Raw genomic sequence first — 23390 nt, forward strand, 5'->3', positions numbered from 1 at the left:
GAAAAAACACTGTCACTGATAGCTCGTAGACTTTCGGTCTCAAATAACTGTGAATATAACAGGAGTTTAATGAAAGCACAGGTATCTAGCTTCTTTGTATAGTAGTCTAAGTTCAGGATTTTCACCTATTGAGAAATTTTCTTGAAATCTATCGGTGAAATCCATTGTTCAAATGATGATTTTCTAGTAAACTTATCATGTTGAGATCCTTTGTATTGGATTTGGATGTGTATTACTACCTCTAACCATTATAAAGGACTTTTTTTGTACAGAAAATAAATTTTTAGAATATTCCATTTAAAACCGTAGGTTGAAATATTTTTATGCAACACTAGTGGGTATAAGTCTAAAAAATAAGGAGGCAATCTATGGGAACTTATACAAAAGAACACAAATGGTCGGGCTTTATTTTTGGAATCGGGCTGGCCGGCTTTATAGATGAAATTGTCTTTCACCAGTTTCTGCAGTGGCACCACTTTTATGATCAGATGACCAAGGAAATCGGACTCTTATCGGACGGCGTACTCAATTCAATGTGCGGCTTCTTTATTATTTTCGGATTGTTCCTGCTGGCAGATGCGAGAAGAAAATATCAGACTGATTGGTTATTCTGGATAGGTCGTACATTGATGGGAATGGGTTCTTTCCAGGTCTACGACGGCATCATTAATCATAAAGTGCTGCGCATGCACCAGATTCGTTATGTGGATAATGTTCTAACATACGATATTGTCTGGATTATTACAGGTCTTGCGATGATTATCATCGGTTTTCTGATGTCACGTAAAAGAGAGCTGATGAAGTGATGCATATACATCATTCAGTGAATCCGGCAGACTTTATCATTGTATTTAGCGCAGTTGTGATGATAACAGGTTACCTGTATTTAGCTGGCAGGAAAAAATGGCCCGTTTATCGATCTGTACTTTGGATAGTCGGCATCATCTTTGCAGTACTGGTCATGGTAGGACCCTTTGCAGAAGAAATGCACCATAATTTTATCTATCATATGTACGGCCATCTGCTGTTAGGGATGCTGTCACCACTTCTTCTGGTGCTGGCAATGCCTTTAAGACTACTTTTAGGGACGCTTCCTGTTAAGAGTGGACGACGTCTGTCCCGTTTCATGAACAGCACTTATATACGGTTTATTGCACACCCTGTTACAGCGACTATACTCAATACAGGTGGACTGTGGCTGCTTTACCGAACTGATTTGTTTATGATGATGCACCATCATACGTGGCTGCATTATCTGATTCATTTTCATATCTTCCTGGCCGGTTACCTATTCACAGCTGTAATGCTGGAACTGGACCCAGTGAGGCATCCTTATTCCTTTAAGTACCGGGCCATTGTCATGATGGTGTCCGTCGCACTGCACCAGATCTTGTCTAAATCCTTTTATCCATATCCGCCCGCCGGTGTAGATGCGGTGCAGGCGCAGACAGGAGCAGTTGTCATGTACTACGGCGGTGATGTCATCGAGCTCTTGATCATCTTTATCATGTGTCTCGGCTGGTACCGCTCAGTGCGACCAGGCAAAGTCTCTCACGCATAAAAGGAGACATTCATCAGAATATCTCCTTCGTTTTTAATGACCCATCATTTCATGAGCGATTTCTTCACCTGACATATCACTGAAGTAATAAGTCGGCCAGTGTTCCATTTCTTTAAGTAATTGAGCACGGTCATCGCCCATATAAATATGGAAATGTTCAGCGAGTTTGGGTGCGATGTTATGATCGCTGAACTGGATGTATGCAGGGGCTTCTTTATCACCTGATACTTTCTTGAAGATAAAGCGGACGCCCCGATTTCCTTTTTTATATGTCAAAATCTCTTTGCCGTCATAATGATATTTCCCGGAAATCTTTTTGTCTCCTTTATAGAAATCAATCTTTTCTTTACCGGTATTGATACGTGAGACATCAGTCTTGTAGCCAGTTGTATAATACTTTTTATAGTCGGCTGCTGTCATATCACCTTTGTCTTCTGCTTTATGTTCGAATACCTCATCTAATGTGCCGTCCTGAAGATAAGGATAAACCGATTGCCAGTCACCTTCCCAGTCTGTCAGCTCACGATCTTTTACCTGACTATCCTTGAAGTGACCTTCGTATATTTTTTTGTCAGCAGCTGACATGTGGTGATGATCATGTTCATGATGCTTGTGTTCGTGGTTATGCGCATGCTCTTCTGTCTTCTCTGTTACTGCTTTTTCTTCGTGCTTTTTTTCTGAGTCCTGATTTGTGCCACAGGCAGTTAAGATAAGTGCCAGCGATGCCACGCCGAGTCCTTTAGTAAAGTAATGCATATTGCCTCCTATAAAACGTAATAGTTACGATTTATAATTATAGATACAAATGCTGTAAACGTCAACAGACGATTTGAGAAAATATTTTTAACGTGCTAACATTTAAGAACTAATGAAAAGAAGGGGTCATATGCAGATATTTAGAGTAGACGCTGATCATAAAATCAGCGCACAGTATTTGGATAATAGAAGATTGTCCAAACAGGTGCTCGAGTTATACCAGATCATACGTGTCTGTCTTGCCGAACTGAAGATTATAGAGGGAAATACGCGTTACTTACATCATCCAATCGTCAAACAGGCTTACAATAATGGCAAGCCCTACATCATTGACCTTTATAATATGCTTGTGGAAATGGACCTGGAGCATCAAAGACGAGGTGGCAAGCGTTCTCCTGCCTTTAAAGAAGATCTCGATGTACTGGCGGATATTATCTTTGCCAATCAGGAAGCGTTTTCGCATGAGTCGCTACCGCCTTATTATGTTTATGGGGATACGAGGCTTGAGGGCGAAACGGTGTATGAAGCTTATCAGCAGCTTCTCCATGATAAATGGCTGAACGATACCACCAGTCCACGCTGTGGTTTTCAACCGAAAAAAACTGACGTCTGATACGTCAGTTTTTTTCGGTTAATATACTGCTTTCTTTGAGGTATTTAACATTATATTTAAGGGCTAAATGATGGAGCTGCTGGATGATAACATCGTTCTTTTCAGGTACCTGGTTCAGTAGCGGCAGAAAGAGCTCTTTTTCTTCTGGGGTCGCTTTGTTCTTGAAATATCCCCATAAATGCTGAAATGTATTGAGCATAGAACCGTGCGTAGGCTCCAGTGCATACGCTTCACTGATTTGTGTGTTCAGGATATCGATATCCGTCAGCTGTTCTTTCATCAGGCCTCTGATGTCATTATAGTGCTGCTGACTATGATACATCACTTTATATTTTTCCTCACGCCAGCGTTTTTCAACTGCTTTTTTCTGTTCTTTTTGATTAACCATATAAACTTGTAATCGCTTCTTTGATAGTCGGGTGCTGGAACTTAAAGCCTGCTGAAATGAGTTTATCCGGTAGAACGCGCTGACCGTCTGTAACCATTATCGCTTGTTCACCAAGTAAGGTCTTCAGTGCAATCTCAGGCACAGGTAGGAAGTGAGGTTTATGAAGTGCTTCAGCGATTGCTTTCCCGACTTCTTCCTGCGTGGCAGGCTCTGGTGCGGTGCAGTTATAGATCCCTGTCAGTTGTTGATCGTAGATGAAAAGGAGAGCACGAATGAGGTCATCAATATGAATCCAGGAGTAGACCTGCTGACCATCGCCGATATTACCGCCAATATAGAATTGATAGGGCTTAACCATAATAGGGAGCGCCCCGCCTTGGTTTGAGAAGATAACACCAAATCTGCAATAAGCAGTCGCTACCTTAAGTTTAGCTGCTTCCTGCTCCCATAAATGAACGGTTTTAGATAGAAAGTCAAATGCTTCGAAACGGTCGGCTTCTGTATAGGAGAGATTTTTAGCAGGTGGATAATAGCCTACAGCGCTTGCAGAAATCAGGAAAGGTTTCTTCTGCTGCTGTTCAATGATAGGACCTAGCTTCTTCGTAGATTCTATGCGACTTTTGACAATCGCTTGTTTATGTTGCTGGGTCCAGCGGTTACTCAGACTCGCCCCGGCTAGATTGATGATGAGGTCTACTTCGGGTATCTGAGATAAATAATCATCATTATTCCAGTTGATATAGTTAACATGCGCGGTGTCTTCCTTATCAGAACGCGTCAGAATATAAAACTCATGGTCTGTCATTTCAATTAATCGAGAACCTACTAGTCCAGTACCGCCAGTCAGTAATATTTTCTTCATCATATTGCCCCCTTTTATTTTTAATATTATACCCTGTTTAAGTCTATGCCATACACGATAAGTGATTAGAATGAAAAGCGACGGGTAGATAACAGATGTATAATAAAAAGGAGGCATCATTATGAGTAAAATCAAAGCAAATCTCGCATTAGTCAAAGCACTTAAAAACTGGGGCATTGATCATGTCTATGGTATTCCAGGCGATTCAATTGATTCAGTGGTAGATGCACTTAAGCATGAAGAAGAAAGTATCAAATTCTATAATGTCAGACATGAAGAAGTAGCGACACTTGCAGCGGCAAGTTATACGAAATTAACAGGTAAGATTGCTGTTTCGTTAGGGATAGGTGGACCAGGTGCGGTCCATTTATTAAACGGCATGTACGATGCAAAAATGGATAATGTGCCGACACTTGTCCTATGCGGACATACCAATACAGATCAGATTGGTTCAGGTTACTTCCAGGAAGTCGATATCTCTACAATGTTCCAAGGTGTAGCGGTATTCAACCAGATTGTGACGGATCCAAATCGAATTTTCGATACGGTGAATGAAGCGATTAAAACAGCATATGATGAATCAGGCGTAGCGGTATTGACGATTCCCGGGGATATTCTTAAAACAGAGATTGAAGATAATACACTTGATAAAAAATATGAATATGTCAGACCGCATTTCTCTGCGCCGACTGATAAAATTGCGGCAGCGGCAGAATTGATCGGTAATAGTAAAAATCCAGTGGTTCTTGCAGGTGTAGGAACGAAAGGTGCTAAAGATGAAGTGATTCATTTCATTGAACGCATTAAAGCACCAGCTATGATTACGCTCCCAGCTAAAGGTATTATTCCAGATACACATCCGCAATCACTTGGTAATATCGGTAAAATTGGCACGAAGCCAGCTTTTGAAGCAATGAAAGAAGCGGATTTACTGATCTTATTAGGTACGAATTACCCCTATGTCAGCTATCTGCCAGATGAGAATGTCCCTTGTATTCAGCTTGATATCAATCTGAAAAATATCGGCAAACGTTATGATGTAGATGTACCACTGATAGGACATGCAAAAGATATTCTGCCAGAGTTAACGCAGGCTTGCGATACAGTTGAACGTCGTCCATTCCTGGAAGCATGTCAGGAAAATATGGTTAACTGGAACAAGTGGTTAGAAGAAGACCGTATGAAGGACTCTACCCCTATTCGTCCGGAACGCGTAATGGCAGAAATAGAAAAAATTGCTGAGCCAGATGCGACGTTCTCAATCGACATTGGAACTTCAACAGTATGGAGTACCAGATATTTAAGACTGGATCATCAAAATCAGTTTATAACATCAGCTTGGCTTGGCACCATGGGATGTGCACTACCAGGTGCAATCGCTTCTAAGATTGCTTTCCCAGAGCGTCAGGCGATTGCAATTGCCGGTGACGGTGGCTTCTCGATGGTCATGCAGGACTTCGTAACTGCTGTCTATTACAATCTGCCGATGATTGTGGTTGTGATGAACAATCAGCAGTTATCATTCATCAAATATGAACAGCAGGCTGCAGGAGAACTGGAATATGCCATCAACTTAGCAGATATAGATTACGCTAAATTTGCAGAAAGCTGTGGCGGTATCGGTATCAACGTAACGACACCAGAAGAACTTGCACCAGCCATGCAGCAAGCAAAAGCGGCTGATAAACCTGTCATTGTAAATGTATATGTCGATCAAGATGCTGCCCCTCTGCCAGGACAGATTGTCTTTGATGAAATGTTGGGTTATGCTAAATTCGAAATCCGTTCATTACTTGAAGAAGGTAAACTTGAAAAAATGCCACCTCTTAAAACATTGATCAGACGTGTCCTTTAATCAGATCAATTAATTGGAAGCAGATTTGCTTCCGATTTTTTTGTCTTTCTGTTATATAATAACAAAACATTAAAAATCACAATCTTCAATAAAGTTTGTGAAATTTAATATTTATCTCTTTTAATCTTTAGATATTATTATATTTATTGCAATTTATATGCAAATACCATTTATTATAAATGCTTTTATACCAAGGTATTACAGATTCGAAGAATATTTAGAAAATTATTTGCTTTATTGCTTAAAAGCGGTGAATTTGTGATTTACAACTTGTGAAACTGCTGTATAATAACAGAAGTAATTAATATTTTTTATATAGAGGAAGAGGTAAAAATAATGGAAGACAATCAATTACACAGAGGACTGAGTTCACGACAGGTCCAGATGATAGCACTCGGCGGAACAATTGGCGTGGGATTATTTATGGGCGCCTCCAGTGTCATTAAGTGGGCGGGACCATCTGCACTCTTTGCATATTTAATCGCGGGTATTTTCTTATTCTTTATTATGCGCGCAATGGGAGAAATGGTTTATTTATATCCGTCAACCGGTTCATTCGCTCAGTATGCAAATGATTACATTCATCCGGCTGCAGGTTACGCAACTGCCTGGAGTAATATCTTCCAGTGGGTTGTGGTGGGGATGAGTGAAGTGATTGCGGTCGGTCAGTATATGCAGTACTGGTGGCCGGAGTTACCGACTTGGATTCCAGGTCTGATTGTAGTTTTGACACTTGCTGTGGCAAACTTAGCATCAGTAAAAGCATTCGGTGAATTTGAGTTCTGGTTTGCGATGATTAAAGTCGTGACGATTATTCTCATGATTATTGCTGGTTTAGGTGTTATCTTGTTCGGGTTTGGTAACGGTGGAAATCCTATTGGTTTTGGCAACTTAACTGAACATGGTGGATTCTTCCCGAATGGATTGACAGGTTTCTTGTTTGCACTTTCTATCGTAGTCGGTGCTTATCAAGGAGTTGAGTTAATCGGAATTACAGCTGGTGAAACAAAAGATCCTCAAAAAAATATTCAAAAAGCGGTTAACAGCATTGTATGGCGTATTCTGATTTTCTATATTGGTGCTATCTTCGTTATCGTTACTGTTTATCCATGGGATCAATTAGGTACAATCGGCAGCCCGTTCGTAGCAACATTCGCTAAAATTGGTATCACAGTCGCAGCGGGTCTGATTAACTTCGTTGTTATCACCGCTGCAATGTCGGGATGCAATGCAGGTATCTTCAGTTCAAGTCGTATGGTCTACACTTTGGCACAAGAAGGCAAAATGCCAGCTATCTTCGGTAAAGTCTTAAAAACAGGCGTGCCATTCTATGCAGTTCTTGCTATTGCAATCGGTATCTTCCTGGGCGTTATCCTCAATGTCGTGATTCCAGGGGCGGATAAAATTTTTGTCTATGTCTATAGCGCATCAATCCTGCCAGGTATGGTACCATGGTTCATGATTCTGATCAGTCATATGCAGTTTAGAAAGAAACATCCGGAACTGATTGAAAATCATCCATTCAAGATGCCGGGCGCACCAGTGACGAACTGGCTGACAATCGGATTCCTGGTATTAGTATTATTTTTCATGCTGATCAATCCGGATACTCGTATATCTGTTATTATCGGTTTTATCTTCCTTGCAATCGTGACAGCAGCATACTTTATGCTGGGTTATAACAAAAAAGATAAAGCGCGCGGTGTGGCAGAAAGAACGGTTTACCGCGATTAATATGAAGCGATACTTCGGTATCGCTTTTTTATTTCTCAGGAAATGGAGTTGACATTCAATTCCGACAGGTATACAGTTTAGATACAAATATATAAGAAACACTAGGGGTGTTTTTTTAACTGAGACGAGTTTACTCGAACCCTTCGAACCTGATCTAGTTGATGCTAGCGTAGGAAAGTGTATAGATATTGATATCTCTATGTCTTTTTGACGCGCAATCATCTGTTGATGGTTGCGTGTTTTTGTTGAGGAGGATATTGGAATGAGAAAAGGTTTAACGTTATCGGATATTTTAGTAACAGTGCTTGTCGCAGTGATTTTTGGTTTTATCTATAATTTATGGTGGCTGCCTTATGAAGCTGTTAAGCCGCTCGGCCTACATATTGAACAGCTGACTTATGGGATGTGGTTTGCAGCAGCTGTTGTGGCTTACTTGATTGTGCCAAAGTTCGGTATTGCACTACTGGCTGAGTTTGCAGCTGGTGCCGGTGAGACGATTATCATGGGGAAATTTGATATCCCGACATTTGTCTTTGCTTTACTGCAGGGTCTTGCCTGTGAGCTTGTATTCATGGCATTCAGATATCGTTCTCGCAGTGTGATGGTATGTATATTAGCGGGTGTCGCAGCTGCTTTGATCAGTTTGCCAATCGACTATTTCTACGGTTATATGAGTGAAGTTGCAGCGTGGAACTTAATTCTTTTCATTGTATTTCGTGTAATCAGCGGAGCCGTGCTGGCGGGTATTCTCCCTTATATACTCGTCAAAGCGCTTGATCAGACCGGTGTCACACGTCTATTCCGTTCTGCATCACAGGAAGATTATGACGCACTCTAAACTTAAAGTAACAGATCTACGGCTGAAATATCCCGGGGTTAAGGATAAGATATTTGACGGGTTATCGATTGACATCAAAGAAAAGGAAAAAGTATTGCTGCTTGGACCTTCCGGCTGCGGTAAAAGCACGTTGCTCAATGTGCTGGCAGGCATTGTACCTGAATTGATAGACCTGCCGATGAAGTACGAAGAACGTCTGATTGATCCGAGTGCTGCTGTTATTTTTCAGGATCCTGATAGTCAGTTCTGTATGCCGAAAGTGTACGAAGAACTGGCCTTTATTCTGGAAAACAGACAAGTGCCGGCAGGTGAGATGGATCAGCGTATAGAACGTGCTCTTCGTGAAGTAAACTTGAATGTCGATAAAAGTCAGCTTATCAACCAGCTGAGTGGTGGCATGAAACAGAAACTGGCGATAGCAGGGACTTTGCTTCAGCAAGCAGATACACTCTTTTTAGATGAACCTTCTGCCATGCTGGATACTGAAGCGACAGAACAGCTCTGGGCGCTGCTGATGAACCTTTGGCATGATCAGACCGTAGTGATTGTTGAGCATAAAGTCGAGCATATCTGGCAGCATGTCGATCGTGTCATAGTGATGAATGAACAAGGCGAGATTGTGCAGGAAGGCGCACCGGCTTATATTTTAGAGCACTACGAATCGCTTTTATCGGAGTATGGTATCTGGCATCCGAATGCATGGCTGAATGCGCCGTCAGCTTTGGAGAATAAGGCAGGGCTCGTACCGGTATTTAATTATCAGAATGGTGTGATTAAACGCGGTAAAAAAACATTGTATGCAATCGAGGAACTGCAGATTAGTTTAGGGGAGTGGCTTGTCGTTACTGGTAAGAATGGTACAGGGAAGACGACGCTTCTTGAAGCGATGCTGCAGATGGTACCGTACGATGGGGTAATGTTTTATCAGGACAAAAGACTGAAAACAGTCCGCGATGCTGCTGCCCATTTGTATCTGGTCTATCAGAATCCGGAGCTCCAGTTTATCCAGAATAGCGTTTACGATGAAATTTATATTAATTACTATCATCAGAATAAAGAAACAGCACGCCATAAGACGATACAGATGCTCGAGCTTCTGCAGCTTGAAGACGTCAGTGATCAGCATCCTTTTGAACTTTCAATGGGACAGAAAAGACGGCTGAGTGTCGCAACAGCCCTCAGTTCCCCGGCAGATATCATTCTGCTCGATGAACCGACGTTCGGACTGGATAGTCATAATACGTTCCAGCTGCTGACACTTTTCAAGGAGCGGGTGCAGCAGGGGCAGACGGTGATGATGGTGACCCATGACCCGCATATTGTGGAACGCTATCCGACGCGACGCTTTCATGTAACGGAGAATCAGTTGAAAGAAGTAGGTGCAGCTCATGTATGAACAGTTTAAGACACGCATCACGATGATGGACCATGTCAACATCCTGACGAAGATGATAGCAGGTGTCCTGCTCTTCTTTCTGGTCATCTTCATTCATCGCTTCGACGTCATGCTTTATATGGCGCTGTTGATGTTCTCTTTTATGCTGCTTTTTTCCGGGACACGGCTGAAGATTGTCCTGCCGCTTTTCTCGGTAATTGCACTGTTTAGCGTCACTTCTTCACTTTTCATGATTTTTTACGGGGACGGGAGTCATACACTTTTTAAATGGGGTATTATCCATATTACGACGGAGAGTCTCTTCAGAGGACTGCATCTGTCACTTAGAACGATTACAGTGAGCTGTCTCGGGCTGACAATCGCATTTACTACACAGATTGTCATGATTTTCTATAGTCTGATGCAGCATTTAAATGTTAAACCGAAGTATGCCTATGCTTTTATGGCGGCGATACGAATGGTTCCGATGATGATAGAATCATTCTTTCAGCTCAGAAATTCACTGAAGATGCGCTACCAGATGATAGATCCAAAGCAGTATAGAGGAATCAGACGCCTCAAGCATCTGATTATTCCGCTGATGAGTCAGAATATACGTAAAGCACACCGGCTCGCTGTGGCGATGGAGAAAAAAGGATTTAAAGATGGCCCTCGGACTTATTATTACCGTGTACCATTCAGTTTTTATGATGTCATCTTTATTTTTGGGCTGATAGCAGTAGTTGCGGGTGCATTTCTGCTGGCGGGCATATTGCCGGTGACCGGGCTTGAAGACGTCAGGTAAAAAGGAGTGCGGGCGTACGCAGTGTTTGCTGTTCGACCTGACTCAAAAGTTGAACAACAACGGAGTTTGCTGTTCGACTTGACTCAGAACCTGAACATAAAACCACTAAAAAAGGCCTCATCCTAAATTTTAGGATGAGGCCTTTACCGTTTTTTTAACTAAAGAATAGATCCATAATATTCATACCTGCATTTGTCTGCTTCGAATAAAATTCTGTATAGCCACAGTTCTTGCAGGAAATTACTGTAAACGTATTATGCTCAATATCAAACAGTTTAGATAATCCTGTCCCTGCCATAGAAACATCCTTTGTTACGGTTTCCTGGTGACCACATTTTATACAGCCTTCATTTGACATCTTCTCATCCCCTTATATAGAAGTATAGTTAAATTATAACAGAAAAAGTGGACTTTATCTTTTCTTGACCAGGGCTTATGATGGAACTATATGAAAGGGGATAAGACATGACGAGTTTATGGCAAAGTGCAGAAGCGCGTGCAACACTTCTGAAGCAGATTGTTCAGTTTGATAGCGTGACATTGTCAGAAGGAGAGAAGGAGTTTCCATTCTTCATTCAACAGATGCTGATGGATTTACCTTACTTTAAAGAGAGAGAAGAACAGGTCATTTTAGCGCCGACTGGGGATGGTCGACATACGCTGATGGCCCACTACAAAGCTAAGTCCAGAAAAACGATCGTACTGATCAGTCATTACGATACAGTCGGAATTGATGACTTCGGTGATTATGAACAGGCGGCGTTTGATATGGATGCAATTACGGCACTATTCAAAGAAGACGATGCTTACTTGAATGCGACAGCGAAAGAAGACCTGGCGAGCGGTAATTATCTCTTTGGCCGAGGTTCGATGGATATGAAGCCAGGATTGATGCTGCATCTGTCATTGATTGAGAAAGCGATTCTTGAAGAATGGAATATCAATCTACTGCTGATGACAGTGCCTGATGAAGAAGTGAACTCACTTGGCATGCGTACAGCAATGATGAAACTGCATGACATTGTTCAGAAAGAAAAGCTGGATATCGTCCTCTATCTGAATAGTGAGCCGACTTTCCAGCAGCAGGCATCAGATAATGCGCATTACGTTTATTCCGGTTCCATTGGCAAATTAATGCCTGCTGTTCTTTGTTACGGGGAAGAGACGCATGTCGGGACCCCGATGAACGGCATCAGTTCGAACTTTATGCTGAACTTTGTCAATCAGACGATGGAATATAACCGCCACTTCAAGGAGACTTTTGAAGACGAAGCGACACCTCTGCCTGTTGCGCTCATGAATAAAGACTTAAAGGATTATTACGATGTACAGACACCGTTTCGCTCTGTCGCGCTTTATAATGTCTTTTCATTCAAACAGACGGCAGCAGATGTCTTCAGCCAGTTCAACACGATTGTCAAAGAAGCAAAAGAGAAGTGCGAACAAGCGTATCAGCAAATCTTCGAACTTGAACAAGTAGAGAGAACACTGGATATCAAAGTACTGACTTACGCGGAACTGCTGCAGCAGGCAACCGAGCAGCTTGGCCGTGATAAAGTAGAGCTGATTATCAGCAAAGCGGTAGAAGAGCCGGCACTTTATCTGCAGAATATTCAAGTGGTGGATGAGTTGATGAAAAACTGTAAAGCTATCGGGCCTGCGATGGTTACATTCTTTGTTCCGCCGTATTACCCGGCAGTCAATGCATCATATCATTCTGAGATTGAAGATTTAATAGTACAGGTCAAAACGGCAGCCGCAGGTTTAGGCCGCGAGAGTAAACGCCTGCATTATTTCAACGGTATCAGCGATCTGAGCTATTGTTTAAGCGATAACGCCGGCAGTGGTAAAGTCTATGCGGATAACACGCCTACTTTTAAGCGGACATATGATATTCCGTTTGAAGAAATCCATGCTATTCAGGCGCCTGTCTTTAACTGCGGACCGATCGGTAAGGACGCACACAAAGTAACGGAAAGACTGAACACAAAGAGCGCATTTGAGGAACTCCCAGTCATGCTCGAGCATATCGTTCGTTATTATTTAGCAACTAAAAATACGCCCGCCTTTAAATAGGCGGGCGTATTTTTAGTTGAGTCGCGTCTCGCAAGTACCTGTCTGAATCACTTCGAGTGCTGCGTTCAGACCACCTTCGACCAGATTCTGTACAGCAACATCTGTATAAAAAGCGATATGCGGTGTTACAATAATTTTGTCGTGTTCAATCAGACGAAGTAAGTCCTTGTCTTCGATTGTCTGGTTGCTGAAATCTTTAGGGAAATACTGGCTTTCAAATTCATACGTATCTAGTGCAGCAGCCGCCAGCTGACTGCTATCAATCGCTTCTATAAGAGCAAGTGTATCGACGACACTGCCGCGCGCCGCATTGATTAAAATGGCACCTTTTTTAAACTGAGCGAACATCTCTTTATTGAAGAGGTGATGGTTGTCGCTTGTTGCCGGCATATGCAGAGAGACGATATCGGCATCTTTAACAGCTTCTTCTACAGAGTCTTTATAATCGATCCATTCTCTTGCCTTATCATTCGGATAAAGGTCATAGCCGACTACGTTAGAGTCAAAACCTTTGAATATCTTAGCCGTGATCTGTCCGATCCGTCCCGTGCCGATGATTGCGACTGTCAGGCTTTTGATTTCTTTAGACATGATGACCGGCTGCCATCTGAAGTCGTGGCGTCTGACATGTTCATCGATGAGAGAAGTTTTTCGGACAAGATTGAGCGCCATAGCAACGGCATATTCTGCAATGGAATTCGGTGAATAGCTCGGCACATTTGAGATGATGATATGATGCGCTTTTGCGGCTTCTAAATCATACATATCGTAACCTGCACTACGCTGTGCAATCTGTTTGATACCGATCGCTTCTAAACGTTCATAAATTTCAGGTGCCAGTTTGCCTGTCTGCTGCGTTGTTACACCATCATAGCCTTTAAGTGAATCGATGGTATCTGGTGTCAGAATATCAGAAGAGATTGTGAGCTCTACATTGTTTTTCTCTGCCCAGTTCAGAGCAGCAGGTCTTTCGTCTTCGCGGGCACCGAACATCATTATTTTAGTCATTTATTTACCCTCGCTTTCAGTCTGGAATTTGAATACTTCCGGATCATATAATTTAAAGACTTTTGTAAATAAGTAATGGAAGATGAATGCTGATACAAATGGAACAACGAAATAGACAAGAATAAGGAGCAGGAGATTCATCATCGCATTGCCTTCCATGAATTTAAAGGCATTGATTGGCCCGACAAGACCAGAGAATCCGAAACCTGCAGATTCTTTTGTTCCTTGAATGCCGATCAGACTGCCGACAATACCTGTAACAGTAGCAGTCAGTGCGATAGGTAAAGCGATGATTGGATATTTGAGCAGGTTCGGCATCATCATTTTCATAGCACCAAGAAAGACAGCGATAGGAACACCTGCTTTATTGACACGCATTGTACCAACCACAAGCATGCAGGCAGCAGCGGCAACCCCTAGGTTCGCGGCACCTGATGCAAGTCCGGAGATACCAATTGCCATCGCAATCGCGACCGTTGAAATAGGTGAAACAATCAAAATACTAAATGAGATAGCGATTAGAATGCACATGACCATCGGCTGTAATGTAGTGAAGCTGTTAATCAGCTGTCCAAGACTTGATGTGATCAGTTTGACGTAAGGTAATAAGATGATGCCCAGGAATCCGGCGATACCACCTGCTATGATAGGTAAAAGAATAATAGTCAGACTGCCTAAGCGATCTTTAATCCATAAAATGAGTAAGACGGCGATAGAAGCGGTAATCATGGTATTGATTAAGTCACCAATACCTGTTAAGACCCATGCATTTTCTTTGAAGACCGCGGCACCACTACCTACGAATGCGGCAGTACCGACAATGACTGTCTGAATAGGGTTGAGTTTGAACTGCATGCCGATTAAGACACCGACAAGAACCGGTACAGTAAACTGGATACCGACAACAACGCTGTTCAATGTGGCGAAAATAGGATGATAAGGAATTAATGCTTTGAATAACTCGCCTAGAATAGCGTTCGGAATTAAACCGACGACAATACCCAGTGCAACCCCGGCTAGTACTTTGTTGATGAAATCTTTTGCGGAAATGCGGTTTGCTGTTTGTTCCATAAAGAACTCTCCTTTTATTTGTGAATTAAATCACATTTATCTTAATTTCATTATAGCTTGATTGTGAAAGAAGTGCAATATGTTATTTAGTATGACTTAAATTCTTCATAATACTTAAATATTTGATTAATAAAATTTATATTTAGATTGAGAATATCGGCTTTCTACTGATAATAAGTACTTTAGCGAGAGATGACGCGGAGGTTAAAAAATAGTATTAAAAAGTCATATTTTATTCAATTTTTCTTCGTTGACTTCAACCAACAATCATGTAACAATAGGGGAGTACTAGATTATAATAATTATAATCTAAAAATATAAACCATTCGGAGGGTTCATTCATGTCATTAATCAACAAAGAAATCTTACCATTCACAGCTAATGCTTATAATCCTAAAGAGGATAAGTTCGTTGAAGTATCTAACGAGTCAATGAAAGGCGACTGGAGCATTGTCTGCTTCTACCCAGCCGACTTCACATTTGTCTGCCCAACTGAGTTAGAAGACTTACAGGATCAATATGCAACATTACAAAGTTTAGGCGTTAATGTTTATTCCGTATCATGTGATACTCACTTCACACATAAAGCATGGCATGATCATTCAGATGCTATCGCTAAAATTGAATACACAATGATCGGTGACCCATCTCACACTATCGCTCGTAACTTTGATGTATTAGATGAAGCAGAAGGTCTTGCGCAACGTGCGACATTCCTTATCGATCCAGATGGTGTTGTTCAAACAATGGAAATCAACAACGACGGCATCGGTCGTGAAGCAAGCGTGCTTGTTGATAAAGTGAAAGCAGCTCAATACGTGCGTACACATGACGGTGAAGTATGTCCTGCTAAATGGAAAGAAGGATCAGAAACATTAACACCTGGTCTTGACTTAGTCGGTAAAATCTAAGAACACTCTAAACATAGATAGAAAAAATCAGCCACAACGCTCTTCGAGTGTTGTGGCACTTATTTGAGGAGGAACATCGATGTTAGACAATACATTGAAACAGCAGCTTGCCCAGTATCTTGAACTACTTGAAGGTGAAGTTATCCTGACAGCTAGTGCGGGCGAAGATAAATCATCCCAGGATATGATGGATTTACTGAAAGAAGTCGAAAGTATGACACCTCGCATTACTTTAAAGGAATCTTCATTGAAGCGTACGCCTAGCTTTACAGTAGGTCGTCCGGATGAAGAGGCAAGAATTACGTTTGCTGGTGTACCATTAGGTCACGAGTTCACATCATTCGTACTCGCGCTCCTGCAAGTGAGCGGCCGTGCACCGAAAGAAGAGCAGTCTACACTGGAGCAGATCGCGAAACTGGAACAGCCTCTCCACTTTGAAACATATATCAGTCTGACTTGTACAAAATGTCCGGATGTCGTACAGGCACTGAACCTGATGTCTGTCGTTAACCCGAACATTACACATACAATGATCGACGGTGCGGTTTTCCGCGAAGAGTCTAAAGATATTATGGCTGTACCAAGCATCTTCCTGAACGGTGAAGAATTTGGCAGCGGACGCATGACAGTAGATGAAATCGTCGCTCAAGTCGGCGGCGGACTTGATGCAGAAGAACTGAATGCAAAAGAAGCATACGAAGTACTCGTAATCGGTGGCGGTCCTGCAAGTGCAGCAGCAGCAATCTATGCAGCACGTAAAGGTCTTCGTACAGGTATGGTAGCTGAACGAATCGGCGGACAAGTCAATGACACAGCCGGTATCGAAAACCTGATCGGCGTGAAAGAGACAACAGGTCCTGCTCTATCCCAGAACTTAGGAGAGCATATCCGCGAATATGATATCGATGTAATGACAGCGGTCCGTGCTGCGAGCATCGAGAAAGTCAACGATATGGTTGAAGTAGAACTGGATAATGGTGCTAAATTATCATCTAAAACGCTGATTATTGGTACAGGTGCCAAATGGCGTAACATGAATGTGCCAGGTGAAGCTGAATTTAAAAATAAAGGTGTCGCTTATTGTCCGCACTGTGATGGACCGCTCTTTGAAGGTAAACGTGTCGCAGTTGTCGGCGGGGGTAACTCAGGTGTTGAAGCAGCAATCGATTTAGCAGGGATTACAGAACATGTGACATTACTTGAATTTGGCGATACACTTCGTGCAGATGCTGTACTGCAGGAACGTTTAGCTTCACTGCCAAACTCTGAAATCATCACGCAGGCAGCAACGAAAGAACTGACAGGCACAGACAGACTAAGCAGATTGACTTATACAGAACGTCATACAGGCGAAGAAAAGTCGATTGATTTAGCAGGTGTCTTTGTACAGATTGGTCTTGTACCGAACACTGAGTTTGTCGGTGAGACAGTCGCACGTAATGAACGCGGTGAAATCATTGTTGACCGCAATGGTGCGACAAATGTGCCAGGTATCTTTGCAGCAGGTGACTGTACAGATCAGACATTCAAACAAATCATCATCTCAATGGGCGCAGGCGCAACAGCTGCACTCAGCGCATTTGATTATTTAATCAGACATTAATAATTGAACCTTCTATTTCCGAGGAAATAGAAGGTTTTTTAAATGGACCGGGCGATGAAGTGTTCAACATCTTCTATACGGTCAAGTCCCTGGATAATGATGCGGCCATCATGAAAGAAACTGATTGTATAGTGAGGGCCTTCATAATATTTGAAATAAGGAGAAGATTTTTGGAAACGGAAAGTGGTCTCCGTAAAATGAGCAGGGGTCAGTCTGACCATGTATTTACCGCCGCATAGTTTCATGACTTTAAGAGGACGCTCATTCAGCCGCGGGTAGTGACCATGACAGCATGTCTTGCAGTCAGGATTCTTTAACTTATCTGCCAGCGTCTGCTGGAAGCGCATCGACTTCATATCGAAAGTCAGCAGTTGTCCTGAAAAGCATCTATTCGCCATATAGTTCATGATTTCTGCTGTCTGCATACTCGCTGTCATGTGAGCGACAGGCGGCAGTATACCGGCGATTGAACAGTCCTGCCCGCTCGTCTGCTCATCTGCGAGCAGACATTTCAGGCAGGCGCTTGTGTAATCGACCGCATAAACCGTGCCTTTTGTACCTAAACAAGCACCATAGACCCAGGGCAGCTGCAATTTATGGCATACTTCATTAATCAGAAAACGTGTGCTGAAGGCATCGGTCCCATCTATCACCATATCCGGCTTATATTGATGAATTAATGCTATGATGTTAAGAGAGGTCACTTCCTGAGTGACAGTTATAATATCAGCATTACTGTTAATGGCTTTCAGATGGAAAGCTAAAGCGTCTGCTTTCAGCATATTAGCTGCGGCATCTTCTTCCGTATAGCAGCTCTGTCTGTGCAGATTGGAATACTCGACGACATCCATATCGCAGATGACGAGACGGCCTGCGCCAGCGCGGGCGAGCTGCTCGCTGACGGCACTGCCCAGGGCGCCGGCACCGATGATGAGCAGCGTCGAATTCTCCAGTCGATTCTGCCCGGAAGAACCGAAAGCATGACATCTTACTTGCCGCTCATAACGGCTCACAGGAACTGAAGTCCTTCAGTCGGGCTGGAAGGATTGGCGACATACTGCTTAGGAATGCGTCCGGCCTCGTAGCTTAGCCGGCCTGCCTGCACGCCGTATTTCATTGCTTCTGCCATCTTGACAGGGTCATCTGCACCTGACACAGCTGTATTTAATAGCACTGCATCCGCGCCCAGCTCCATGGCGAAGGCTGCATCACTGGCAGAGCCAATACCGGCATCGACGATTACAGGGATGTTTACACTTTCTACGATATAGCTGATGTTTAGTGGATCATTGATGCCAAGCCCTGTGCCGATAGGTGAACCGAGCGGCATGACTGCATGGACGCCGAGCTTTTCTAATTTTTCAGCTAGGACAACATCACAGCTGATATAAGGACAGACAGTGAAACCTTTCTCAAGCAGGCGGCCACAGGTCTCATAAGTCGCAAGCGAGTCCGGCAGAAGAGTACGGTCATGACCGATAATCTCCACTTTGATCATATCGCACATACCAGCATGGCGGGCAATTTCTGCAATCTTCACTGCTTCTTCAGGCGTTTTTGCGCCTGCTGTATTTGGGAATGTAAAGTAACGATTTAAGTCTACTTCAGCTAGAGGGTTAGGAAGGGATTTATCGAACAACTGCATTCTTCTGACTGCAAAAGTCAGTGCTTCTGTGCCGCTTGCTTCAATCGCTTGCGTCTGCACTGCAGCATCTTTAAATTTTCCCGTTCCTAAGATAAGTCTTGATGTAAATTCATAATTTCCGATTTTAAACATATTAACCGCCTCCGACAAATTCGAGTAATTCTAAACGCATGGCTTCAACTAGTGCTGTTGTCTCAAAACATTCCTTCTTGATCGGTTCGTCGTCTATCAGGACGATAATTCGTTTATCATCAATAGCGAGTTCTTTCAGTAACATGTGTAAATTCTGGGCGGTAGTCTGATGAGATTCACCGTTTAAAATAATGTTCACGTTGTTAACTCCTTTATTCGAAAATGGTCTAACAAAGGTTCGCGTCTGCCTAGAATCAGCTGAGCCATATAATGGCCTGTAATAGCGGACAGCAGTATACCGTTACGGTAATGACCGGTCGCTACATATAAGCCTTCAGAACACTCATCCAGGTAGAGCTGATGGTTCCGTGTAAAGGGGCGCACACCGCTATAAGTCCGTATGATTTCACCTGCTGCTAAAGACGGTAGCATTTTCTGACTTTCTTCCAGCAGCCAGGCGATGCCGCTGTCTGAGACGTAGTTCTCCCGGTCAGGCTGACTGGTCGCACCAATAAGATAATGATGATTGGCCTTAGGCACGATATAGCAGCCATTTGTGCCAAACAGGGAAGGCCGTAAATGCAGAGTAGGATGATACATGTAACAGACTTCTCCGCGCATCCCTGTCACTGGAAGATGAATATTCAGCATGCGGAGTAAATCCTGTGACCAGGCGCCTGCTGCGATCAGTAGTTTAGCGCTCTGCAACTGCTGCTGATGAATAGAAACTGTGTAATCGTCAGACTTCCGGATATTCAGTACTTCATCATGATAAAAATCGACATGGCTGAGCGTGGCTTTTAAAGCCCGTGTATAGCGCGCAGCATCTATCTGCCCGTCGTCCGGAATGTAAATACCAGATGTACCCGTAATACCTGGGTGCAGTTGCGTCAATTCCTTTGTATTTAACTGTCTGATATTGCTGTCTGTCTGAGAGAGAAAATGGAACTGTCGCTCAAATAGCGGCTGATCTTCCATACAGCTTAAGTATTTAATTAGACCATGCTGTTTGAGATGGATCTGATGACCGGTCTCTGCCTCAAGCTGACTGATCACTTCAGGCATCATTGCGCGACCTGCCATCGATAGACGATAGAGCGCATTGTCCTCGTAAAATTCATTCTGAGCACCGAGCATGCCGCCCGCTGCATAGGAGGCGCGCCTGCCCGGCTCATTACGGTCGATTACAGCAATAGATAGGTCTCGCGGCAGGTTTCTGGCGATAGATAATCCGATAACACCTGCGCCCACGATGATTAAATCATATTTCTTGATAACATCACCTTCATTCGTCAGCATTCAAATAACCGGATGCCTGCATACCCGACAAACCCCGCTGGCAGCTGTGGTAGTGTTTCGGCCGTAATACCACCCAGCGCTATCAGCGGCAGTCCTGTTGCGAGTGCTTCTTTTATTTCAAGTGGTGTGCGGGGAACTTGATCAGGTTTTGACGGCGTAGGAAAGAGATGACTGTAGAGACCATAGTCCAGATGATGCCAGAGTGCTTCCTGGCATGCTGACACACTATGCACAGCCATACTGACTGATAACTGTGGCCGCTTTTCTTTCAGATTATAAGCTGTCCTATCACCTTGACGGAAGTGGATGCGTGACAGCTGGAAAAAATTGAGCAACGTCACATCACTATGGACAATCAGCTTCTTTTTGTCGAAACCTGCCTGCAGTAAAGACTGGATGACAATATAAGCATCATCACTGTCACTGAGCCTTAAAATGACCCCGTCGATAAAAGGTTCAATAGTTAATAAGTGCTTGATAAGCCGTTGAGGTGGCCGCTCAGGTGTAATAGCAATTTTTAGCATCATCCATTCCTCCAAAAAAAGATCCCTGGCATAAAATGCACAGGGACCTTGAAGTCTCACATATTATGCTTCCCTACGTTGGTGTTAACCATATCAGGTTCAAAGAGTTGGACATCTGTCCTCTCAGCTCTCAATAGAGCACCTCCAGCAGTTTATTCAGTTATGACTTTAGAGTAGCACTTATTAAATTTAAGTGCAATGCATGTTGTTTCATGTGGATGCGACGGTGGAAGAGTATAATGAAGTTAAAGGAGGAGAACCTATGTTATTACTACAGTTTCTGCAGAGTGAGCTGACCATTGATATCGGTCTTTTTGAAAATGAAGATCAGATTAAAGAGTGGCTTCATTTACTGCCCGTTTACGTTGAAGATGGTGTCTATTTTTTAGATGGCGATAAGCTGAATGATTACAGTGAAATCAAGTTTATGAACAGTCGTTATCCGCTGACAAGCTTCAGTTTTGATAACAGTGAATCCATCTTGGTCACTTGGACTGAAATCCCTGTTATTCCGCTGTCAGAAGGACTCATCCCAGGCGCTACAAAAGTAGATGCTTATTCAATTGACAATGAAGATGTCAAAGATTATATTACAAGCCGCGAGGAAGCGGTTGATGCAGTTATGGAGTATTATCATAAGCAGAATAAACAGATTGACCGAGCAGGACATGCATCAGAAGATGGTGAATATCTAATGCTGGATGGTAAGTTCCTCGCGCACTTAGATCCGATATTTGTCGACCAGTGGAAAAAACGCGAGTCGCTTGAATTATTTATTCAGACATTCGAAGAAGAATAAGAAAATGCCAATCGGATGATTGGCATTTTTTAGTTGATTCTATTATCACAAGTGCCTGTTTTAATGACTTGCAGTCCGTCATATAAAGATCACATATAATGCGGTGTAGACACCTGTACTTCTTCATGTATACTCAACGTCCACGACCATTATCTCTCTAAAATCTGGAATAGCATTTTAATAGCTGCACCGGCCATCAAGGCAGCAAGAATATAACGTAGCACAGACTGATTTGTTGTTCTGGAGATACGTGTGCCGATGGGTGCCATGATCAGACTTGTGATAATCAGAGGAATCATCAGCACGACATCCACGTCCCCTGTCATTGCTTTGATCAGAAAAGTGCCGATAGAAGAAATGAAGGCGATGATAATACTGCTCGCGACTACACTTCTAAAGGGTGCTCGGAATATTGTGAGTAGCACGGGCACGATAATAAAGGCACCGCCAGCCCCTACAATACCTGACAGAAAACCGATGAGAGCGGCTGTGATAAATAATAAACCTGAATTGAAATGTGTTGTTGTCTGTTCAAGTCTTATTTTTACAAACATGAGAATAACAGCGAGCAGGGCAAGACCGGTATAGACGATATTAATGATACTTTCATCAAAAAGTGAGGCACTGTATGCGCCGCCGATGCTGCCGAGAAAAATACCTATCCCCATCGGTATAATCAGCTGACGGCTTGTATCGGGGTTTTTACGCTGACTGACACTGCCGCTCAGCGTACTGAAGAATACCTGTGCGGCTGTCAGTCCGCTGGCAAGATGGGGTGTCATCGTTTCGATACCGAATAACGGCGGTATAAATAGCAGCATCGGAAAGATAATGATAGCGCCACCGATGCCGACCAGGCCTGAAACAAACGCTCCAATTGCACCGATGAAGAGCAGCAGTATAAAAAGCATCATCGTCTATTCCACTCAATCATGCCGCCCTGTACGTTTGTCGTATTCACACCTGCTTCATCGAGATACTGACATGCCATTCCACTGCGGTTACCAGAACGACAGATGATGACATAGTCATCTGTTTGATTGAACTCAGACATTCTCGCTTCAAGTTCTGATAATGGAATATTTTTTGCTTCTTTAATGCCGTCTACTGAGAATTCATCTTTTTCACGGACATCAATGAGTTTGATGTCCGCCTGCTTTATGAGCAACTGTTCTAAACTGTTGACTGTGATTGATTTCATCTTATCTACCTACTTTTGATCAACAGATTAACAGCTTCTTTAACAAGCTCATCTGTATCTTCATTATTTTTAACGCTCTCTTTTACGCATTCTGCCAAGTTCTCGCTGACGATGACACCAATCAGTCTTTCAATGCCACTGCGAGAAGCACTCAGCTGGGTGACAACTTCTCTACAGTCTTTTTCTTCCTCCATCATTTTTAAGACGCCATTCAACTGACCTTGCAGACGTTTTAAACGGTTAATAGAATTTTTGTCGTATTTCATGTTATCCCTGCTTTCTAATATTTTCAATGTCATTAATATATACCCCTATAGGTATAAAAGTCAATTAA

At 42.9% G+C, this 23390-nt stretch carries 26 protein-coding genes and 2 riboswitches; of the genes, 12 read left to right on the top strand and 14 right to left on the bottom strand.

Features of this window, described 5'->3' with window-relative positions; all coding sequences use genetic code 11:
• Positions 1-368 precede the first annotated feature (368 nt).
• Entirely contained in the window at positions 369-806 is a 438-nt protein-coding gene (locus ERX27_RS02675; RefSeq protein WP_133431298.1) for a DUF2243 domain-containing protein, read from the top strand.
• Positions 806-1561 (top strand): cytochrome c oxidase assembly protein, encoded by a 756-nt coding sequence (locus tag ERX27_RS02680; RefSeq protein ID WP_133431463.1) that lies wholly within the window; start codon positions 806-808, stop codon positions 1559-1561. The genes ERX27_RS02675 and ERX27_RS02680 overlap by 1 nt, the downstream gene beginning before the upstream one ends.
• A gap of 33 nt (positions 1562-1594) precedes the next feature.
• Here ERX27_RS02680 and ERX27_RS02685 read toward each other — a convergent pair whose 3' ends face one another.
• A complete protein-coding gene (locus tag ERX27_RS02685) occupies positions 1595-2317 on the bottom strand; it encodes a metal-binding protein ZinT (protein WP_133431299.1) in 723 nt (240 codons plus the stop codon).
• 130 nt (positions 2318-2447) lie between these two features.
• Between ERX27_RS02685 and ERX27_RS02690 the strand changes: the two genes are divergently transcribed.
• The gene (locus ERX27_RS02690; RefSeq protein ID WP_133431300.1) at positions 2448-2930 is read left to right on the top strand and encodes a pyrimidine dimer DNA glycosylase/endonuclease V; all 483 of its coding nucleotides are present in this window, start codon (positions 2448-2450) and stop codon (positions 2928-2930) included.
• A gap of 4 nt (positions 2931-2934) precedes the next feature.
• Here ERX27_RS02690 and ERX27_RS02695 read toward each other — a convergent pair whose 3' ends face one another.
• Both ERX27_RS02695 and ERX27_RS02700 read right to left on the bottom strand, forming a co-directional pair.
• The gene (locus ERX27_RS02695; protein ID WP_133431301.1) at positions 2935-3318 is read right to left on the bottom strand and encodes a YbgA family protein; all 384 of its coding nucleotides are present in this window, start codon (positions 3316-3318) and stop codon (positions 2935-2937) included.
• Positions 3311-4180 (bottom strand): TIGR01777 family oxidoreductase, encoded by an 870-nt coding sequence (locus tag ERX27_RS02700; RefSeq protein WP_133431302.1) that lies wholly within the window; start codon positions 4178-4180, stop codon positions 3311-3313. The genes ERX27_RS02695 and ERX27_RS02700 overlap by 8 nt, the downstream gene beginning before the upstream one ends.
• Before the next feature lie 121 nt (positions 4181-4301).
• Here ERX27_RS02700 and ERX27_RS02705 point away from each other — a divergent pair, with 121 nt between their 5' ends.
• The 5 genes from ERX27_RS02705 to ERX27_RS02725 all read left to right on the top strand — a co-directional run bounded on the left by ERX27_RS02705 (position 4302) and on the right by ERX27_RS02725 (position 10787).
• Positions 4302-6035: a pyruvate oxidase gene (locus tag ERX27_RS02705; protein ID WP_133431303.1), complete on the top strand. Its 1734-nt coding sequence runs from the start codon at positions 4302-4304 to the stop codon at positions 6033-6035.
• 336 nt (positions 6036-6371) lie between these two features.
• Positions 6372-7769, top strand: a complete 1398-nt coding sequence (locus tag ERX27_RS02710; protein WP_133431304.1) for an amino acid permease — start codon at positions 6372-6374, stop codon at positions 7767-7769.
• A gap of 93 nt (positions 7770-7862) precedes the next feature.
• Positions 7863-7962, top strand: a riboswitch (TPP riboswitch).
• A gap of 69 nt (positions 7963-8031) precedes the next feature.
• On the top strand, positions 8032-8607 hold the full coding sequence (locus ERX27_RS02715; RefSeq protein ID WP_133431305.1) for an ECF transporter S component: 576 nt from the start codon (positions 8032-8034) through the stop codon (positions 8605-8607).
• Positions 8594-10003 (top strand): ABC transporter ATP-binding protein, encoded by a 1410-nt coding sequence (locus ERX27_RS02720; protein ID WP_133431306.1) that lies wholly within the window; start codon positions 8594-8596, stop codon positions 10001-10003. Before ERX27_RS02715 ends, ERX27_RS02720 begins: the two co-directional genes overlap by 14 nt.
• Positions 9996-10787, top strand: a complete 792-nt coding sequence (locus ERX27_RS02725) for an energy-coupling factor transporter transmembrane component T family protein (RefSeq protein ID WP_133431307.1) — start codon at positions 9996-9998, stop codon at positions 10785-10787. Before ERX27_RS02720 ends, ERX27_RS02725 begins: the two co-directional genes overlap by 8 nt.
• Positions 10788-10941: 154 nt before the next feature.
• On the opposite strand, the gene ERX27_RS02730 is transcribed toward ERX27_RS02725, so the two are convergent.
• Entirely contained in the window at positions 10942-11145 is a 204-nt protein-coding gene (locus ERX27_RS02730; RefSeq protein ID WP_133431308.1) for a zinc ribbon domain-containing protein, read from the bottom strand.
• Between the two features lie 107 nt (positions 11146-11252).
• Between ERX27_RS02730 and ERX27_RS02735 the strand changes: the two genes are divergently transcribed.
• A complete protein-coding gene (locus tag ERX27_RS02735) occupies positions 11253-12863 on the top strand; it encodes a M20/M25/M40 family metallo-hydrolase (protein ID WP_133431309.1) in 1611 nt (536 codons plus the stop codon).
• Between the two features lie 12 nt (positions 12864-12875).
• Here the strand turns inward: ERX27_RS02735 and ERX27_RS02740 are convergent, their stop codons facing one another.
• Together ERX27_RS02740 and ERX27_RS02745 are read right to left on the bottom strand one after the other, a co-directional pair.
• On the bottom strand, positions 12876-13871 hold the full coding sequence (locus ERX27_RS02740; protein ID WP_133431310.1) for a D-2-hydroxyacid dehydrogenase: 996 nt from the start codon (positions 13869-13871) through the stop codon (positions 12876-12878).
• A complete protein-coding gene (locus tag ERX27_RS02745) occupies positions 13872-14942 on the bottom strand; it encodes a PTS sugar transporter subunit IIC (RefSeq protein WP_133431311.1) in 1071 nt (356 codons plus the stop codon).
• 341 nt (positions 14943-15283) lie between these two features.
• Between ERX27_RS02745 and ahpC the strand changes: the two genes are divergently transcribed.
• A complete protein-coding gene (ahpC, locus tag ERX27_RS02750) occupies positions 15284-15853 on the top strand; it encodes an alkyl hydroperoxide reductase subunit C (protein ID WP_133431312.1) in 570 nt (189 codons plus the stop codon).
• A gap of 79 nt (positions 15854-15932) precedes the next feature.
• Entirely contained in the window at positions 15933-17456 is a 1524-nt protein-coding gene (gene ahpF, locus ERX27_RS02755; protein ID WP_133431313.1) for an alkyl hydroperoxide reductase subunit F, read from the top strand.
• Positions 17457-17494: 38 nt separating this feature from the next.
• On the opposite strand, the gene ERX27_RS02760 is transcribed toward ahpF, so the two are convergent.
• The 5 genes from ERX27_RS02760 to ERX27_RS02780 are packed head-to-tail and all read right to left on the bottom strand — an operon-like array spanning position 17495 to position 21059.
• A complete protein-coding gene (locus ERX27_RS02760) occupies positions 17495-18469 on the bottom strand; it encodes a HesA/MoeB/ThiF family protein (protein ID WP_133431314.1) in 975 nt (324 codons plus the stop codon).
• Entirely contained in the window at positions 18466-19233 is a 768-nt protein-coding gene (locus ERX27_RS02765) for a thiazole synthase (RefSeq protein WP_133431315.1), read from the bottom strand. The genes ERX27_RS02760 and ERX27_RS02765 overlap by 4 nt, the downstream gene beginning before the upstream one ends.
• Before the next feature lies 1 nt (position 19234).
• Positions 19235-19432, bottom strand: a complete 198-nt coding sequence (gene thiS / locus ERX27_RS02770) for a sulfur carrier protein ThiS (RefSeq protein ID WP_133431316.1) — start codon at positions 19430-19432, stop codon at positions 19235-19237.
• Positions 19429-20532, bottom strand: coding sequence for an NAD(P)/FAD-dependent oxidoreductase (locus ERX27_RS02775; protein ID WP_133431317.1), 1104 nt, complete (start codon positions 20530-20532; stop codon positions 19429-19431). The genes thiS and ERX27_RS02775 overlap by 4 nt, the downstream gene beginning before the upstream one ends.
• A complete protein-coding gene (locus tag ERX27_RS02780; protein ID WP_133431318.1) occupies positions 20526-21059 on the bottom strand; it encodes a thiamine phosphate synthase in 534 nt (177 codons plus the stop codon). Before ERX27_RS02780 ends, ERX27_RS02775 begins: the two co-directional genes overlap by 7 nt.
• Before the next feature lie 50 nt (positions 21060-21109).
• Positions 21110-21212, bottom strand: a riboswitch (TPP riboswitch).
• A gap of 106 nt (positions 21213-21318) precedes the next feature.
• Between ERX27_RS02780 and ERX27_RS02785 the strand changes: the two genes are divergently transcribed.
• On the top strand, positions 21319-21855 hold the full coding sequence (locus ERX27_RS02785) for a hypothetical protein (protein WP_133431319.1): 537 nt from the start codon (positions 21319-21321) through the stop codon (positions 21853-21855).
• Between the two features lie 149 nt (positions 21856-22004).
• On the opposite strand, the gene ERX27_RS02790 is transcribed toward ERX27_RS02785, so the two are convergent.
• Genes ERX27_RS02790 through ERX27_RS02800 form a run of 3 tightly spaced genes read right to left on the bottom strand, consistent with a single transcriptional unit; the run spans position 22005 to position 23322 of the window.
• Positions 22005-22769 (bottom strand): sulfite exporter TauE/SafE family protein, encoded by a 765-nt coding sequence (locus ERX27_RS02790; protein WP_133431320.1) that lies wholly within the window; start codon positions 22767-22769, stop codon positions 22005-22007.
• Positions 22766-23056 carry a rhodanese-like domain-containing protein gene (locus ERX27_RS02795; RefSeq protein WP_133431321.1) on the bottom strand — a complete coding sequence of 97 codons (291 nt, stop codon included), beginning with the start codon at positions 23054-23056 and terminating at the stop codon, positions 22766-22768. The genes ERX27_RS02790 and ERX27_RS02795 overlap by 4 nt, the downstream gene beginning before the upstream one ends.
• 5 nt (positions 23057-23061) lie before the next feature.
• Positions 23062-23322 (bottom strand): metal-sensitive transcriptional regulator, encoded by a 261-nt coding sequence (locus ERX27_RS02800; RefSeq protein WP_133431322.1) that lies wholly within the window; start codon positions 23320-23322, stop codon positions 23062-23064.
• Positions 23323-23390: the final 68 nt, after the last annotated feature.

The organism is Macrococcus brunensis (assembly GCF_004359615.1).
Lineage (GTDB): Bacteria > Bacillota > Bacilli > Staphylococcales > Staphylococcaceae > Macrococcus > Macrococcus brunensis.

What these genes read in the sequence shown, in the direction of transcription:
- ERX27_RS02800 (WP_133431322.1), bottom strand. Translation starts at nt 23,322, where the DNA reads ATGAAATACGACAAAAATTCTATTAACCGTTTAAAACGTCTGCAAGGT.
- ERX27_RS02740 (WP_133431310.1), bottom strand. Translation starts at nt 13,871, where the DNA reads ATGACTAAAATAATGATGTTCGGTGCCCGCGAAGACGAAAGACCTGCT.
- ERX27_RS02720 (WP_133431306.1), top strand. Translation starts at nt 8,594, where the DNA reads ATGACGCACTCTAAACTTAAAGTAACAGATCTACGGCTGAAATATCCC.
- ERX27_RS02785 (WP_133431319.1), top strand. Translation starts at nt 21,319, where the DNA reads ATGTTATTACTACAGTTTCTGCAGAGTGAGCTGACCATTGATATCGGT.
- ERX27_RS02695 (WP_133431301.1), bottom strand. Translation starts at nt 3,318, where the DNA reads ATGGTTAATCAAAAAGAACAGAAAAAAGCAGTTGAAAAACGCTGGCGT.
- ERX27_RS02730 (WP_133431308.1), bottom strand. Translation starts at nt 11,145, where the DNA reads ATGTCAAATGAAGGCTGTATAAAATGTGGTCACCAGGAAACCGTAACA.
- ERX27_RS02685 (WP_133431299.1), bottom strand. Translation starts at nt 2,317, where the DNA reads ATGCATTACTTTACTAAAGGACTCGGCGTGGCATCGCTGGCACTTATC.
- ERX27_RS02675 (WP_133431298.1), top strand. Translation starts at nt 369, where the DNA reads ATGGGAACTTATACAAAAGAACACAAATGGTCGGGCTTTATTTTTGGA.
- ahpC (WP_133431312.1), top strand. Translation starts at nt 15,284, where the DNA reads ATGTCATTAATCAACAAAGAAATCTTACCATTCACAGCTAATGCTTAT.
- ERX27_RS02715 (WP_133431305.1), top strand. Translation starts at nt 8,032, where the DNA reads ATGAGAAAAGGTTTAACGTTATCGGATATTTTAGTAACAGTGCTTGTC.
- ERX27_RS02795 (WP_133431321.1), bottom strand. Translation starts at nt 23,056, where the DNA reads ATGAAATCAATCACAGTCAACAGTTTAGAACAGTTGCTCATAAAGCAG.
- ERX27_RS02790 (WP_133431320.1), bottom strand. Translation starts at nt 22,769, where the DNA reads ATGATGCTTTTTATACTGCTGCTCTTCATCGGTGCAATTGGAGCGTTT.
- ERX27_RS02775 (WP_133431317.1), bottom strand. Translation starts at nt 20,532, where the DNA reads ATGCTGACGAATGAAGGTGATGTTATCAAGAAATATGATTTAATCATC.
- ERX27_RS02690 (WP_133431300.1), top strand. Translation starts at nt 2,448, where the DNA reads ATGCAGATATTTAGAGTAGACGCTGATCATAAAATCAGCGCACAGTAT.
- ERX27_RS02745 (WP_133431311.1), bottom strand. Translation starts at nt 14,942, where the DNA reads ATGGAACAAACAGCAAACCGCATTTCCGCAAAAGATTTCATCAACAAA.
- ERX27_RS02725 (WP_133431307.1), top strand. Translation starts at nt 9,996, where the DNA reads ATGTATGAACAGTTTAAGACACGCATCACGATGATGGACCATGTCAAC.
- ahpF (WP_133431313.1), top strand. Translation starts at nt 15,933, where the DNA reads ATGTTAGACAATACATTGAAACAGCAGCTTGCCCAGTATCTTGAACTA.
- ERX27_RS02765 (WP_133431315.1), bottom strand. Translation starts at nt 19,233, where the DNA reads ATGTTTAAAATCGGAAATTATGAATTTACATCAAGACTTATCTTAGGA.
- ERX27_RS02705 (WP_133431303.1), top strand. Translation starts at nt 4,302, where the DNA reads ATGAGTAAAATCAAAGCAAATCTCGCATTAGTCAAAGCACTTAAAAAC.
- ERX27_RS02735 (WP_133431309.1), top strand. Translation starts at nt 11,253, where the DNA reads ATGACGAGTTTATGGCAAAGTGCAGAAGCGCGTGCAACACTTCTGAAG.
- ERX27_RS02700 (WP_133431302.1), bottom strand. Translation starts at nt 4,180, where the DNA reads ATGAAGAAAATATTACTGACTGGCGGTACTGGACTAGTAGGTTCTCGA.
- ERX27_RS02710 (WP_133431304.1), top strand. Translation starts at nt 6,372, where the DNA reads ATGGAAGACAATCAATTACACAGAGGACTGAGTTCACGACAGGTCCAG.
- ERX27_RS02680 (WP_133431463.1), top strand. Translation starts at nt 806, where the DNA reads ATGCATATACATCATTCAGTGAATCCGGCAGACTTTATCATTGTATTT.
- ERX27_RS02780 (WP_133431318.1), bottom strand. Translation starts at nt 21,059, where the DNA reads ATGATGCTAAAAATTGCTATTACACCTGAGCGGCCACCTCAACGGCTT.